Genomic DNA, 13412 nt, shown 5'->3' with positions numbered 1-13412 from the left:
GCGTCTCAGGCGGCGCTGCCGCCGAAGCGTCGGTAGAAAGCGCCGCTCAAGGCACCCAGCACTACCCAGAAAAGGAAGGTGGAGATCGTCACGGCGACGATGAAGCTGTGCTCCAGGCTGGCGGGCACGGTGCTGGGCTCGTCCATTGGCGGGGGCGCACCCCAAAGATGCGGAGCGACGATGAGGGCGACGCCCAGCACCACAGCCCAGAGATCGCGCCGCAGGAAGACGAGGGCCAGGCCGATCGCTGTCAGGAGCGCGGTTGCCACCCACCATGTCTGGCGTGGGCCGAGTGCGCTGGCTGGCATGCCCGGTAGCTCGGGCGGCAGGCCGAGGCCCGGCGCCAGGGCGACGACGACGAAGCCGGCCAGTCCCCAGAGGAGCCCTTCCCGCCAGGTGACGGGCCGGCCGCGGAGGACGTAGAGGCTGGTGAGCACGAGGGCAAAGCCGACCCCGGTCAGAAGATTGGCAAGGAAGCTGTAGGCTGTGCGTTCAAAGCCGTTCCTGGGCTCCCAGGCGGCAACGCCTTCATGGTCATGGGTGGCCGGCATGCTGGCGGCGGCCTGCTCCTCGTAGACCTCGCCGTTCAGGATGAGGGGGGCCGTCGAGAAATGCTGGAAGACGGTGATGGCTAGGCCGGCCAAGATGCCGGCTGCCAGGGCCGTGGCTAGAATGCGACGCAGGATGTCCATGGGTCCCTGCCTGCGCTCAGTGGCAGGGGAAGGCGTTGGAATGGCGCGTGTCGTGCGCGGCGTTGTGGACCACCTCGATGTGGGAAAAGCCCACCATGCCGACGATGAAAAGACCGAGCCCCATGGCGATGAAGGCCTGGAGCAGGACGCTGGCGCGGCTGGTCGTGCCGGCGGCGGTGGAAGCGATGGTTACCTGATGCGCGGCCATGGCGATGACCCTCCGTCATGTTAGCCTTTGTTACCCGTCGAGCGGCAGGTCTCCTGACTTGCGGGTCGCTGCCTGGCACCGCATGGCCTTCCCGGGCGAGCCCAGTGGCCGAGCAAGAACGCGGTGGCAGGCTCGCCGCCTACAGTTGCGGGGGCAGTCGCCGCTTTATGACGGCGTTCCCTTTTCATTCCGGCAGCGGCCGGAAACCGTTCGACGCGCCAAAGCTAGCAAGCTTGGATAGTTAATCAACCTCCATCAGGGAAAGCGTCTGAGATCCAGCGTGTGCGGGAAGTCCGGATGGACCACCGCCGGGGCGGCGGTCATCGGACCGGCCGTGTGGCCCATGGCCTGGAAGCGGGCGAGCCTGCGGCCCTCCGCCTCGAAATCGTTGATCGGCATGGTCTCGAAACTGCGGCCGCCCGGGTGCACAACGTGATAGGTGCAGCCGCCGAGGCTGCGACCGTTCCAGCGATCGACCAGGTCGAAGACCAAAGGCGAGTGCACGCCGATGGTCGGATGCAGGCATTGGGGCGGCTGCCAGGCGCGAAAGCGCACGCCCGCCACGCCGATGCCGCGATCGTCCGTCGTCGAGAGCGGCACGGTCTTGCCATTGCAGGTGACGGCGTAGCGCTCGCCCGTGAGCCCGGCTACCCGTACCTGCAGGCGCTCGAGCGAGCTGTCGACATAGCGCGCCGTGCCACCGATGATTCCCTCCTCGCCCAGCACGTGCCAGGGCTCCAGGGCCGCTCTGAGTTCGATCTCGACGTCGCGGCACTGGACCGCGCCGTAGCGCGGAAAGCGGAACTCGAAATGGGTGAGGAACCATTCCTCGCGGAGATCGAAGCCGTCCTCCCTGAGGAAGGCCAGGATGTCCTTGAAATCCTCCCAGACGAAATGCGGCAGCATGAAGCGGTCATGGAGGCGCGTACCCCAGCGGACGAGTTTTTGCCGGTAGGGCTGCTCCCAGAAGCGGGCGATCAAGGCGCGGATCAGGAGGGTCTGGGCCAGGCTCATGCGCGCATGCGGCGGCATCTCGAACCCGCGGAACTCGACCAGGCCCAGTCGTCCGGCCGGGCCATCGGGGCTGTAGAGCTTGTCGATGCAGATCTCGGCCCGGTGCGTGTTGCCGGTGACGTCGATCAGCAGGTTGCGAAAGAGCCGGTCCACCAGCCAGGGCGGCACGGGCGGGCCGCCCGCGAAGGGATCGGGAATCTGGGCGAGCGCGATCTCGAGCTCGTAGAGCTGGTCGTTCCTGGCCTCGTCGCTGCGCGGTGCCTGGCTGGTCGGGCCGATGAAGAGGCCCGAGAAGAGATAGCTGAGGGCTGGGTGATTCTGCCAGAAGGTGACGATCGAGGCCAGAAGGTCGGGACGACGCAGGAAGGGGCTGTCTTCGGGCCGCTCGCCGCCGACGACGATGTGATTGCCGCCGCCCGTGCCGACCTGGCGGCCGTCGATCATGAATTTGCAGGTGTCGAGCCTGGCCAGGCGGGCCTCCTCGTAGAGGGCCTCGGTCACGGCTACCTGCTGCGCCCAGCTCGAGGCCGGGTGGATGTTGACCTCGATCACACCGGGATCGGGCGTCACCTTGATGACGTTCAGGCGATGGTCGGCAGGCGGCGTGTAACCCTCAAGGCGGATGGGGAGACGCAGCTCGCCAGCCACCTCCTCGATAGCGGCGACGAGATCGACATATTCGGTGGCTCCGGGAAGAGGCGGCAGGAAGACCGCGATCTTGCCGTCCTTGGGCTCGACCGCCAGCGCCGTGCGCACATCGACGTCCGGTTCCGCCTCCGCATGGGCATTGCCGGCATTGCTGGCATTGGGATCGCTCCCCCAGCCGCCGCGCACGGGTGAGGATGGTGCCGTGGTGTGGCGCTCCTGGAAGCTGGGGGTCACGGCCGGCAAGGCTGCGTGGGCGGCGAAGGGGTCCACCGGATAGACGTGCGGATAGTCCGTCTCCTCCAGGTGATGGAGGGCGGAGAGCGGCAGGCGGTAGCCGACCGGGCTGCCGCCCGGCACGAGGAAGAGCCGCCCGCGTCTGGTCGTCCAGCGCTCGCTCTTCCAGCGCACCAGCCGGCGGCTGTCGGCGGCGGCGGCACCCTGCCAGGGCTGGATCGGCAGGACATAGCCCGATGGCTTGTCGAGGCCGCGCGCGAAGACCTCGGCCAGGCGCTGCCGGTCCATCGGATCGGTGAGGTTGTTGTTGGCCGGGTCCAGATTCTCCGGGAGGTTCTGCTCCTTCCAGACGAAATAGGCCGGGTCCTCGAAGGCCGGCTGAACATGGTCCGCCTTGACCTCCAGCCGTTCGGCCAGAAGCCTGGTGAATCGTTCGGCGTCAGCGATCGTCGCCCGCTCGTCGGTCTCCTCCGCCACCAGGCTCTCGTCCTGCCAGAGCGGAAAGCCGTCGCCGCGCCAGTAGAGGCTGTAGGACCAGCGGGGCAATTGCTCGCCCGGATACCATTTGCCCTGGCCGTGATGCAGCATGCCGCCCGGCGCGAAGCGGCGGCGCAGCCGACGGATCAACTCGTCGGCGCGCTGCTGCTTGGTCGGACCGACGGCATCGACGTTCCACTCGGCGGCGTCCCGGTCGTCGATGCCGATGAAGGTGGGCTCGCCGCCCATCGTCAGGCGCACGTCGCCGGCTTCCAGGCGGGCATCGATCGCCTGGCCGGAGGCGACGATGTCGGCCCACTGTCCCTCGGTATAGGGCAAGGTGACGCGCGGCTGCTCGAAGATGCGCTTGACGCTCATCGCGAAGTCGAACGTCACCTCGCTCTTTTCGACGGCACCGCTGATCGGCGCGGCGGTCTCGGGCGAGGGGGTGGCGGCAAGCGGGATATGGCCTTCGCCGGCCAGGAGGCCCGAGGTCGGATCGAGGCCGATCCAGCCGGCACCGGGCAGGTAGACCTCGGCCCAGGCATGGAGATCGGTGAAGTCCTCCTCGGCGCCTGAGGGGCCGTCCAGGGCCTTCATGTCGGCCTTCAGCTGGATGAGGTAGCCGGAGCAGAAGCGGGCGGCCAGGCCCAGGTGGCGCAGGATGGCCACCAGCAGCCAGGAGCTGTCGCGGCAGGACCCGGAGCCCAGCCGCAGCGTATCCTCAGGCGCCTGCACGCCCGGCTCCATGCGCACGAGATAGCCGATCTCGCGCCAGAGTCGCTGATTGAGGTCGACCAGGAAGGTGGAGGTGTCGCGGCGCTCGCGCGAGACGTCGGCGATCCAGGCCTTCAACCGCGGCGTTAAAGGCGGTGCCGCCAGATAGGGCTCGAGGTCCTTCTTCAGCGCCGGATCGTACTCGAAAGGCCATTGCTCGGCCGTGGGCTCGAGGAAATAATCGAACGGATTGAGGACCGCCATCTCGGCCACAAGATCGACTTCGACCGAGAAATGGTCGGTCTTCTCGGTGAAGACCAGGCGCGCCAGCCAGTTGCCGAACGGGTCCTGCTGCCAGTTGATGAAATGCTTGGCCGGCTTGACGTTCAGAGAATAGCTGAGGATGCGCGTGCGGCTGTGCGCCGCCGGCCGGAGTCGCACGACCTGTGGGCCCAGATTGACCAGCCGATCGTAGCTGTAGCTCGTTCGATGATTGAGTGCGACGTGCATGACCATGTCGAGCGTCTCCCCCTCCCTTGGCGACGTTCACTTAGGCAGATGCCGCGCGAAGCGTCACCGCCCGGCAAGCTAGCCGGCACGGTGCCAGCCGACGCCCGGCCGCCGGTTCGTCATGCTCTCACTCAGCAACGAGCGGGCCAGTTTTTCTCTTCAAGGTCGCTTTCAGGCGAGGGTGCCGTTCGCCGGCGGGAGGCGATCCCCGCCGAGGCGCCGCATCGCCAGGCCCAGAGCCACGGAGGCCCAGCCCTGGAAGATCAGATCGATCGCCAGCAGGAGCCCGAGAATAAACAGGCTGTTGACCGGCCAGCCGACGGCGACGACGAGGCCGGCCAGCAGCGTGATGATGCCGCTCAGAACGATCCAGCCGGAGAGGCCGCCGCTTGGGCTGGAAAACCCTGCGACCAGCCGCAGGATGCCGGCCACGATCAGACTGATGGCCAAAACGAGGGTCAAGACGGCCGAGGCCAGGAGTGGATTGACGAAGGCAAGGATGCCGGCCAGGCAGTAGATCAGGCCGCTCAGGAGCCAGTAGGCGAAGCGGCCCCAGGTCTTGACGCCAAAAGCGTGGATGACCTCGGCAATGCCGCCCAGCAGCATGAGGGCACCCAGATAATAAATGCTCACGATGGTGGCTTCGAAGAGGTTGCCGAGGGCGATCAGTCCTAAGATCAGGAGCACCACGCCCAGGACGACGAACCACCCCCATTTGAGGTGTAGTGCGGTCAGATCCGGTCCGAGAAAAGAGGGGGTTCTGGACGGTTCGGCCATGGGTGCCATTCCTTGCTGCTTCGCGTGGCGAGGCACGACGCGCCTTCCACCGCCACCCTGCCACATCTAAAACGTGCCTTTTGCGATAGTCAAAGGTATAAAAACCTATTATAGTTTTTCGATGGACTGGACCGACCGCCTCGCCACCAAGCCGCCACGGCGCCGCTATCCCTTCTGGGCCAGGCGCGACCGCAGGCGCACGGCCCAGGCCATGGCGGCCGGACGCAGTGCCGAGGAGATGGCGCTCGTCAATCGCGTTCCCGTCATGGAAGTCGAGAAGCTGCTCCGGGACGAGGAGTTCCAGGAACTGCTTCGGCATTACAGCGCGGTGGCATCGCTCCCTTATGAGGAGCGCATCGCCCGGCTGGCACCCCTGGCGCTCTCCATCCTGGAGATGGGTCTGGAGACGGGCGACATGCGGGTCGCCATGTTCGTCCTCCATGAGCAGCACCGGGGCCGCGATCCGGCCCGGAGCATGGCCCAGCGCTTCGTCGCCCGGGCCGAGGCCGCCGCACGGGAGGTGCACCCCAGGCCCGAGCGTCGCCCACCCGTACCGCCGGCCGAGCCGTGCCAGCCGCCGGGCGACTGGAGCCATTGCGCGGCGATACCCGAGCACCAGGAGGAGGCGGAAGCGCTGGCCCTGGCCGATCTGCGCCGGGTGGCGCGGGACAACCGGGCTGAGCTGAACCGTCTGGCGGACAAGCTGGCGTCCGAGGCCGAGCGGATGGGTACGGGCCTTGGTCCGAACGCGCTGCCCTCGCTTCGCCTTGAGGCGGTGGCGCGGGGTGTGGCGCGGTACTGGCACGAGCGGCCGGCGGAGAGCATGCAGGCGGCGATACGCTTGCAGGGTGCGCGGAAGATCGGCCGCTATGGGACCGGCCCGCCCTCGTGATCCTGGCCGGCTGAGACTCAATCCTCACCCGCACCAACAATCCCGCCCCAACCCGGGTCCAGGGGGCGGTGCCCCCTGGCCACCGGAGGCATCCCTGCTGTCTCGCAGCGAGGCGGCGATCATCAGATCGCCGAGGGCCGCCGGAGGCTATTACCCAATCCTCTCACCGAGGGACTGGTGGCTCCTGTCCGGCGGAGGCATCATGGTCCTTGGACAATCTCTGGGAGTTTCATCGTGCCGGTGATCAATCGGGTGGCGGAGTATCAGGACGAGTTGGTGGCGTGGCGGCGGCATCTGCATGAGCATCCGGAGCTTGCCTACACGGAAGTGGAAACGGCGCGGTTCGTGGCGGAGAAGCTGCGGTCGTTCGGCGTGGACGAGGTTCATGAGGGTCTTGGCAAGACGGGTGTCGTCGGGGTTTTACGCAATGGCAGCGGTAAGGGGGCGATCGGCCTTCGGGCCGACATGGACGCGCTGCCGATGGATGAGCAGAGCGGGGTTGCGTGGGCGTCGCGGGCCAAGGGGCGGATGCATGCCTGCGGGCATGACGGGCATACGACGATGCTTTTAGGTGCTGCCCGGTATCTGGCCGAGACGCGTTGCTTCGATGGCACGGTCTATCTGATCTTCCAGCCCGCTGAGGAGGGTGGCGCTGGTGCGGCGGCCATGATGCAGGACGGGTTGTTCGAGCGGTTTCCGGCGGAGCGCGTCTTTGGCATGCATAATTGGCCGGACCTTCCAGCCGGGCAGTTCGGAATGCGCGAGGGGCCGATCATGGCGGCCACGGCTGAATATGAGATCCTCGTGAAGGGCAAAGGCTGCCATGCGGCGATGCCGCATCAGGGGCGCGATCCGATCGTGGCGGCCTCGTTGCTGGTAGGCGCGTTGCAGTCGATCGTGTCGCGGACGGTCGATCCCTTGAAGAGTGCCGTCGTGTCGACGACGAGGATCGCGGGCGGCGATGCCTATAACGTCATTCCCGGGCAGGTTGAGCTCTGGGGGACAGTGCGGACCTATGAGCGGAAGGTCCAGGACGAGGTGGAGCAGCGGATCAGGTCGATCTGTGCCGGGATCGCCCTGGCGCAGGAGGTCGAGGTCGATCTGCGGTTCCAGCCCAATTATCCGGCCACGATCAATAGCAGCGCCGAGGCCAGAATCGGCGCCGAGGTGGCACGCGGGATCGTGGGCGAGGACAAGGTGGTCTGGGACATGGCGCCCTCGATGGGCGGTGAGGATTTCGCCTACATGCTAGAGAAGAAGCCCGGCAGCTATATCTGGCTGGGTGTGGGCGGCGCCAGCGAGGGGAAGGTCTGTCACAGCCCGACCTATGACTTTAATGACGAGATGCTGCCTTTGGGGGTCACGTACTGGGCAAAGCTGACCGAGCATCTGCTGCCGCGCCGGGCCGAGACTGCCAAAGCCGCTTGACAAAATCGGCAGGCCTGATTGAGCATCGAGCCTGCCGCCTGAGGCAAAGGCGGCCGCCTTGCGGAGCGGGGCCGCGTGGTCGTGATCGATGGCCTTCGTCGTCGCGACCGATCGGGCCTGCATCCTTTTTCGGGGAGATGCATGGACGAGCGCTATTGGGGCGAGCAGACCTGTCTTCGGTCGTTCCTTACCGACCTGTTGCCGGTGGTGGAGAGCCGGCTCGGACCGAGTGCCCTGCTTTATCACGCGGTAAAGCGCGGCTTGCGGCGAGGCGACCTGGAAGCGATGCGAACGGCGAGGCGGATGTTCAATCATCTATCCCGGCCGCAGCGTCAGGCCCTCTCGGCCGGGATCGTCGACCGCTCGCGGGAGCGAGCGGCTGCGCGCAAGCGGGGCATGGAACTCCCCTGATCTTCCGCCAGCGGGAGTGCCCGGTTCGCAGGCCCGTGAGGCGCTAGCGATCGCTGTCGAAGGATTCGAGCGGCTCGTCATAGGCGGGGAGGGGATCGATTGGCTGCGGCCTGGCGCCTTGCGGCATGTCTGCCCTGGCGCGAGCGATGGCCTCGTCGAGTTCGATCTGCTGGCAGAGGCCCAAGAGCACGGGGTCGCGCGGACGGATGTCCTGGCTCTTCCAGTGTGTGCGATCTCGGACCGACTGGACGGTATTCTTGGTGGTGCCCAAGAGCTTGCAGATCGCCTGCTCGCCGAGCTCGGGGTGGTTGCGCAAGAGCCATGCGATGGCGTCAGGGCGGTCCTGGCGCTTGGAGAGTGGAGTGTAGCGTGGCTCTTTGCGCTTGGGCTGCTTGACGTCGAGGGCGATCGACTTCTCCATGCGGAGCCGGGCCTTCTTGTCCTGCTCGCAGCGGGCGATTTCCTCACGCGTGAGCGTGCCGGCGACGACGGGGTCGAGGCCACGGATGCCGGCTGCGACTTCGCCGTCGGCGATGCCCTTGACCTCAAGGGGATGGAGGCCCGTGAAGTCGGCGATCTGCTCGAAGGTGAGACCGGTATTGTCGACCAGCCACACGGCGGTGGCCTTCGGCATCAAGGGGCGATCCATCGGATGATCCTTTTTCGCGACCGGCGCGGTGCCTGCCGTTCAGGGGCGGGGCACCGGTACGCGCACCGTTAGACGTGAAGGCAGAGCGTCCACGACCGTGGAGACTATCTGCAGTAGATATAGCGCGTCAGGCCCCCGACACGAAAGGGGGCCATGGTCGCAGCTTGATTTAGGAATAAAAACCGCCGAGAGTCACTGGCATGCGCTTATGGGCGATGCGACGATGCCCGCATCGTCGGGGCGACCGGGGCGCACTCCAAGGGGCCCCCGGTCACGATGTCAGCGAGAGCTCGTCTATTTGATCTCGGCGTATTTGCCGTCCTGGCTCCACTGGAACATGACGTAGTTCTGGCCGGTCTTGTCGCCCTTCTTGTCGAAGCCCACCGGGCCGATCACGGTGTCGTAGCTGGTATCTCGGAGGACAGGGAGGACCTTGTCGGGCTCAGACGACTTGGCCTTGGCGGCGGCCTCGGCGAAGACCTGGATCGCGGCGTAGGTGTAGAGGGTGTAGCCCTCGGGGTTGTAGTTGGTGGCCTGAAATTCCTTTACGACGGCGGCGGCGGCCGGGATGTTGCGCGGGTCCGGGCTGAAGGTCATGTAGGTGCCGGTACCCTGGGTCCCGGTGATGGCCCAGTATTCGTCGGTGACGATGGCATCGCCCGACATGATGGCAAGCTTCAGGCCCTGTTCCTTGGCTTGGCGGGTGATGAGGCCAAGTTCGGTGTGGTAGCCGCCGTAATAGAGGAAGTCGGCACCTTCCTCCTTGAGCTTGGTGATCAGCGCCGAGAAATCCTTATCGCCCTGCGTGACGGCATCGTAGGAGACCTCGGTCGTGCCCTTGGCGTTGAGCTCGGCCTTGAACGCGTCGGCCAGGCCCTTGCCGTAGGCGCTCTTGTCCTGGACGATGGCTACTTTGGTGAAGAGCTTGTTCTTGATGGCGTAGTCGGCGGCGTAGGGGCCTTGCTGATCGTCGCGGCCGCAAACGCGAAAGACGTTGTCGAAGCCTTGGTCGGTCAAGGTGGGGTTGGTCGAGGCGGGCGACATCTGGATGATGCCTTCCTCGTGATAGACGGCGGAGGCGGGGATCGAGGAGCCCGAACAGAAATGGCCGGCGACGAAGACAACGCCGTCATTGACGAACTGGTTGGCAACGGCCACGGCCTGGCGCGGATCGCAGGCATCGTCACCGACCTTGAGGACCAGCTTCTGGCCGAGGACGCCGCCTTTGGCGTTGATGTCCTTGACCGCCATTTCGGCACCGCGCTTCATCTGCTCGCCGAAGGCCGCGTACTGGCCAGTCATCGGCCCGGCGGTGGCGATGACGATATCGGCTCTGGCGGTGCCTGCCACGAGGGCCGTGGCTGCCGTGGCAGCGAGCAGCAGCGAGGTCAGACGAGTCATCTTGATACTCCTGAAGAGGCCTTTAGGCCGATGCCCGAAACGTGGTGTTGCGGAACGCATGAACAGATAGAAACGAAGGGCGCGGTGGTTGGCAAGATGGCGTCTCAGTCATCTTGGAGCCGCTGGTAGGACCAAGGGCCGGAGCGCGCGTAGCGCCAGGGATACTGGCCGCAGAGCTTGGCCACGCGGGTGAGACGCCAGCCCAGGGCCGCGAAGAGAAGGAGGATGACGAACTGGAGGAGCAAGCCCGGCGGATGCAGCAACGGGCCGTTGAAGAGCGCGTAGGTGAGGAAGCGGTCGGCCAGCGCCAGGCCGAAGGCGGCCGGCGCCACGAGCCAGAAGGGCCGCCATTGATAGGCGATGGAGCGCCCCGCCATGAAGGCGGCCGCGCCCATGAGGATGAGGGTCAGGCCGATGAAGACCGGCACCGAGGAGCCCAGCAGATCCATTACGCGACCTCCTTCTGGCCGCCCTCGAGATAGGCGGCGCGAACCTCGGGATTGGCCAGGAGCTCGCGGCCGGCGCCTTCCATGACGACGCGGCCCGTCGAGAGGACGTAGGCGCGATGGGCGATCTTGAGCGCCTGGAAAGCGTTCTGCTCGACGAGGAGGATGGTGAGGCCCTGCTCCTTGTTGATCTCGACGATGGCGTTGAAGATCTGGCGGACGAGGATGGGGGCGATGCCGAGGGAGGGCTCGTCCAGGAGGAGGAGGCGAGGGCGCGCCATCAGGGCTCGTCCGATGCAGAGCATCTGCTGCTCGCCGCCCGAGAGCGTGCCGCCTCGCTGATTGATGCGCTCCTTGAGGCGCGGGAAGAGGGTGAATACCTTTTGGACGTCTTCCTCGAAATGGCGGCCGCCCGAGGGGACCGAGCCCATCTGCAGGTTTTCGAGCACGCTCATGCGGGCGAAGATGCGCCGGCCCTCGGGGGCTTGGCTGATGCCCAGATGGACGATGTCGTAGGGGGCGGTGCGGGTAATGTCCTCGCCATTCAGGAGGATGCGGCCGGCGGCGGCTTGCGGGCTGCCGCAGATGGTCATCAGCAGTGTGGACTTGCCAGCACCGTTGGAGCCGATGATGGTCACGATCTCGCCTTGGCGGACCTCGACGGAGACGCCCTTGAGCGCCTCGATATTGCCGTAGCGGGTGTGGACGTCCTCGAGTTGCAGCATGGGCCGACTCATGCTCGTGCCGCCGTCTCGCTGATCTCGGCCCGGATCTCGGGCGGCAGCTCGTCGTCGTCCTCCTCGCCAAGGTAGGCCTTGATCACCTCGGGGTCGCTGCGCACCGCAAGCGGCGTGCCGTCGGCGATCTTGCGGCCATAGTCGAGGACGATGATGTGATCGGAGATGCCCATGACCATGCCCATGTCGTGCTCGATGAGGAGAATGCCGATCCCGGTCTCGTCGCGAATCGCCTTGAGGAGAATGCCCAACTCCGCTGTCTCGCGCGGATTAAGTCCGGCGGCGGGCTCGTCCAGACAGAGCATGGTCGGTCGCGTGCACATGGCGCGCGCGATCTCGAGCTTGCGTTGCTGGCCATAGGGGAGGGCACCCGCCGGCGAATCGGCCAGGTGTGTCAGTTCCATGCGGTCCAGCCACTGCCGGGCGAGCTCGATCGCGTCTTTTTCCGCCTCGCGGTAGCGACGGGCGCCAAAGAGGCCGAGCAGCGTGAAGCCCGAGGCCTGCATGAGCGGCTGGTGCTGCGCCACGAGGAGATTTTCCAGGACGCTCATGCCGGGGAAAAGGCGGATGTTCTGGAAGGTGCGGGCGAGGCCGTGGCGGGCGATGACGAAGCCGTCCAACTGCTCCAGCAGGATGCGGCCGTCGCGTCCCATGAAGGCGAGCTCGCCGACGGTCGGCTTGTAGAAGCCGGTCAGGCAGTTGAAGACCGTCGTCTTGCCGGCCCCGTTCGGGCCGATGATGGCCGTGATCTCCTTGCCTCTGGCGCTGAAGGAGAGGTCGTTCACGGCGACCAGGCCGCCAAAGCGCATGGTGAGATGCGTGACCTCGAGACCGCCTTGCTCCCTCATGCTCCGGCCTCCTTGACGCTGGGTGGCACGTCGGCCGGCCTGGGTCCTCCCTTGGGATGGAGGAGGACGGTCGGGCTTCGATGGGCAAGAAGGCCACGCGGCCGCCAGATCATGATGCCCACCATGGCAGCGCCGAAGATGAGCATGCGATATTGCGCAAAGTCGCGGCCGAGCTCGGGCAGGAGGACGATGATGATGGCGGCCAGAACCACGCCGATCTGGCTGCCCATCCCGCCCAGAACGACGATCGCCAGGATGATGGCCGATTCGATGAAGGTGAAGCTCTCAGGGCTGACGAACCCCTGGCGGGTGGCGAAGAATGCGCCGGCGAAACCGCCGAACATCGCGCCCAGCGCGAAGGCCGTGAGCTTGGTGTTGGTCGGATTGATGCCCAGCGCCTTGCAGGCGATCTCGTCCTCGCGAAGCGCCTCCCAGGCACGGCCGATCGGCAGCCGGCGAATGCGGATGACGAAGAAATTGGTGATGAGGGCCAGAAGGAGGATGAGGAAATAGAGATAGATGACGCGCTGTTCGCCCGAATAGGGAATGCCGAAATACTGATGGAAGGCCGTGGTGCCGGGTTCCGGACTACGGGCGAAATCGAGGCCGAAGAAGCTCGGGCGCGGGATGCCGGAGATGCCGTTCGGGCCGTTGGTGACATTGGTCCAGTTGAGCAGCACGATGCGGATGATCTCGCCAAACCCCAGCGTGACGATCGCCAGATAGTCGCCGCGCAGGCGCAGGACGGGAAAGCCCAGGAGCAGGCCGAACATCGCCGCGAGCAACCCTGCCAGGGGGAGGCAGTACCAAAAGCCCATGCCGGCGGTGGTCCCGAGCAGAGCAAAGGAATAGGCGCCGACGGCGTAGAAGGCCACGTAGCCGAGGTCGAGCAGGCCGGCCAGGCCCACGACGATATTCAGGCCCCAGCCCAGCATGACATAGATGAGAACGGTGGTGCCGACATCGACGACATAGCGGTTGGAGAACGGCATGAACGGCATCGTCAATGCAAAGAGGATGCCGACGAGGCCGAGCCAGCGGCCATTGGCGGCGACGCCGGCGGCAACCCTTTCCATGATACTGGGGCCAGCACGCGGCGCCCGGCGTCGGCTGCCGAGGAGGCCCAGAAGCAGACGGCCGACGAAGACGATGGCGGCGCCGATGAGGACGAGGGGCAGGCGGAAATTGACATCGAGCCCGCCCGATCCCGGCTGCAGCTGCATGCCGATGATGGGTAAAAAGAGGATGAAGGCGACGATCGCCGCTATGGCTGCATCCTTGAGGGCCGCGGGCAGGGCCTGCTTGCTGACGGCTGATGGCATG

At 66.0% G+C, this 13412-nt stretch carries 13 protein-coding genes and 1 riboswitch; of the genes, 3 read left to right on the top strand and 10 right to left on the bottom strand.

Annotation, left to right across the window (positions count from 1 at the left end; genetic code table 11):
- Window positions 1-5 precede the first annotated feature (5 nt).
- The 4 genes from CFB17_RS04875 to CFB17_RS04860 form a co-directional block, all read right to left on the bottom strand.
- Entirely contained in the window at window positions 6-692 is a 687-nt protein-coding gene (locus tag CFB17_RS04875; protein WP_088560294.1) for a CbtA family protein, read from the bottom strand.
- Between the two features lie 16 nt (window positions 693-708).
- Window positions 709-900 (bottom strand): CbtB domain-containing protein, encoded by a 192-nt coding sequence (locus CFB17_RS04870; protein ID WP_207761940.1) that lies wholly within the window; start codon window positions 898-900, stop codon window positions 709-711.
- Window positions 901-926: 26 nt separating this feature from the next.
- A riboswitch (cobalamin riboswitch) is annotated at window positions 927-1126 on the bottom strand.
- Between the two features lie 29 nt (window positions 1127-1155).
- On the bottom strand, window positions 1156-4506 hold the full coding sequence (locus CFB17_RS04865) for a transglutaminase family protein (RefSeq protein ID WP_088560293.1): 3351 nt from the start codon (window positions 4504-4506) through the stop codon (window positions 1156-1158).
- Between the two features lie 165 nt (window positions 4507-4671).
- Window positions 4672-5277, bottom strand: coding sequence for an HdeD family acid-resistance protein (locus CFB17_RS04860; RefSeq protein ID WP_088560292.1), 606 nt, complete (start codon window positions 5275-5277; stop codon window positions 4672-4674).
- A 121-nt stretch (window positions 5278-5398) separates the two neighbouring features.
- Between CFB17_RS04860 and CFB17_RS04855 the strand changes: the two genes are divergently transcribed.
- The 3 genes from CFB17_RS04855 to CFB17_RS04845 all read left to right on the top strand — a co-directional run bounded on the left by CFB17_RS04855 (window position 5399) and on the right by CFB17_RS04845 (window position 8008).
- Window positions 5399-6169: a hypothetical protein gene (locus CFB17_RS04855; RefSeq protein WP_088560291.1), complete on the top strand. Its 771-nt coding sequence runs from the start codon at window positions 5399-5401 to the stop codon at window positions 6167-6169.
- Window positions 6170-6403: 234 nt separating this feature from the next.
- Window positions 6404-7597, top strand: coding sequence for a M20 aminoacylase family protein (locus tag CFB17_RS04850; protein ID WP_088560290.1), 1194 nt, complete (start codon window positions 6404-6406; stop codon window positions 7595-7597).
- A gap of 141 nt (window positions 7598-7738) precedes the next feature.
- Window positions 7739-8008, top strand: coding sequence for a hypothetical protein (locus tag CFB17_RS04845; RefSeq protein WP_088560289.1), 270 nt, complete (start codon window positions 7739-7741; stop codon window positions 8006-8008).
- Window positions 8009-8051: 43 nt separating this feature from the next.
- Here the strand turns inward: CFB17_RS04845 and CFB17_RS04840 are convergent, their stop codons facing one another.
- The 6 genes from CFB17_RS04840 to livM all read right to left on the bottom strand — a co-directional run bounded on the left by CFB17_RS04840 (window position 8052) and on the right by livM (window position 13411).
- Window positions 8052-8657, bottom strand: coding sequence for a DUF1013 domain-containing protein (locus tag CFB17_RS04840; protein WP_088560288.1), 606 nt, complete (start codon window positions 8655-8657; stop codon window positions 8052-8054).
- 294 nt (window positions 8658-8951) lie between these two features.
- Window positions 8952-10058, bottom strand: coding sequence for a branched-chain amino acid ABC transporter substrate-binding protein (locus tag CFB17_RS04835; RefSeq protein WP_088560287.1), 1107 nt, complete (start codon window positions 10056-10058; stop codon window positions 8952-8954).
- Window positions 10059-10162: 104 nt separating this feature from the next.
- Window positions 10163-10507, bottom strand: coding sequence for a DUF6867 family protein (locus CFB17_RS04830; RefSeq protein ID WP_243389737.1), 345 nt, complete (start codon window positions 10505-10507; stop codon window positions 10163-10165).
- The gene (locus CFB17_RS04825; RefSeq protein WP_088560286.1) at window positions 10507-11241 is read right to left on the bottom strand and encodes an ABC transporter ATP-binding protein; all 735 of its coding nucleotides are present in this window, start codon (window positions 11239-11241) and stop codon (window positions 10507-10509) included. Before CFB17_RS04825 ends, CFB17_RS04830 begins: the two co-directional genes overlap by 1 nt.
- Window positions 11238-12089 carry an ABC transporter ATP-binding protein gene (locus CFB17_RS04820; protein ID WP_088560285.1) on the bottom strand — a complete coding sequence of 284 codons (852 nt, stop codon included), beginning with the start codon at window positions 12087-12089 and terminating at the stop codon, window positions 11238-11240. The genes CFB17_RS04825 and CFB17_RS04820 overlap by 4 nt, the downstream gene beginning before the upstream one ends.
- A complete protein-coding gene (gene livM, locus CFB17_RS04815; protein WP_088560284.1) occupies window positions 12086-13411 on the bottom strand; it encodes a high-affinity branched-chain amino acid ABC transporter permease LivM in 1326 nt (441 codons plus the stop codon). The genes CFB17_RS04820 and livM overlap by 4 nt, the downstream gene beginning before the upstream one ends.
- Window position 13412 lies beyond the last annotated feature (1 nt).

This window comes from Arboricoccus pini, assembly GCF_900187945.1.
Classification (GTDB): Bacteria; Pseudomonadota; Alphaproteobacteria; order Geminicoccales; family Geminicoccaceae; genus Arboricoccus; species Arboricoccus pini.
This window is presented reverse-complemented; position numbering and strand designations above follow the sequence as displayed.

Coding starts and splice junctions, on each gene's coding strand:
- CFB17_RS04835 (WP_088560287.1), bottom strand. CDS start 10,058: ATGACTCGTCTGACCTCGCTGCTGCTCGCTGCCACGGCAGCCACGGCC.
- CFB17_RS04855 (WP_088560291.1), top strand. CDS start 5,399: ATGGACTGGACCGACCGCCTCGCCACCAAGCCGCCACGGCGCCGCTAT.
- CFB17_RS04840 (WP_088560288.1), bottom strand. CDS start 8,657: ATGGATCGCCCCTTGATGCCGAAGGCCACCGCCGTGTGGCTGGTCGAC.
- CFB17_RS04845 (WP_088560289.1), top strand. CDS start 7,739: ATGGACGAGCGCTATTGGGGCGAGCAGACCTGTCTTCGGTCGTTCCTT.
- CFB17_RS04870 (WP_207761940.1), bottom strand. CDS start 900: ATGGCCGCGCATCAGGTAACCATCGCTTCCACCGCCGCCGGCACGACC.
- livM (WP_088560284.1), bottom strand. CDS start 13,411: ATGCCATCAGCCGTCAGCAAGCAGGCCCTGCCCGCGGCCCTCAAGGAT.
- CFB17_RS04860 (WP_088560292.1), bottom strand. CDS start 5,277: ATGGCCGAACCGTCCAGAACCCCCTCTTTTCTCGGACCGGATCTGACC.
- CFB17_RS04820 (WP_088560285.1), bottom strand. CDS start 12,089: ATGAGGGAGCAAGGCGGTCTCGAGGTCACGCATCTCACCATGCGCTTT.
- CFB17_RS04875 (WP_088560294.1), bottom strand. CDS start 692: ATGGACATCCTGCGTCGCATTCTAGCCACGGCCCTGGCAGCCGGCATC.
- CFB17_RS04830 (WP_243389737.1), bottom strand. CDS start 10,507: ATGGATCTGCTGGGCTCCTCGGTGCCGGTCTTCATCGGCCTGACCCTC.
- CFB17_RS04865 (WP_088560293.1), bottom strand. CDS start 4,506: ATGGTCATGCACGTCGCACTCAATCATCGAACGAGCTACAGCTACGAT.
- CFB17_RS04825 (WP_088560286.1), bottom strand. CDS start 11,241: ATGAGTCGGCCCATGCTGCAACTCGAGGACGTCCACACCCGCTACGGC.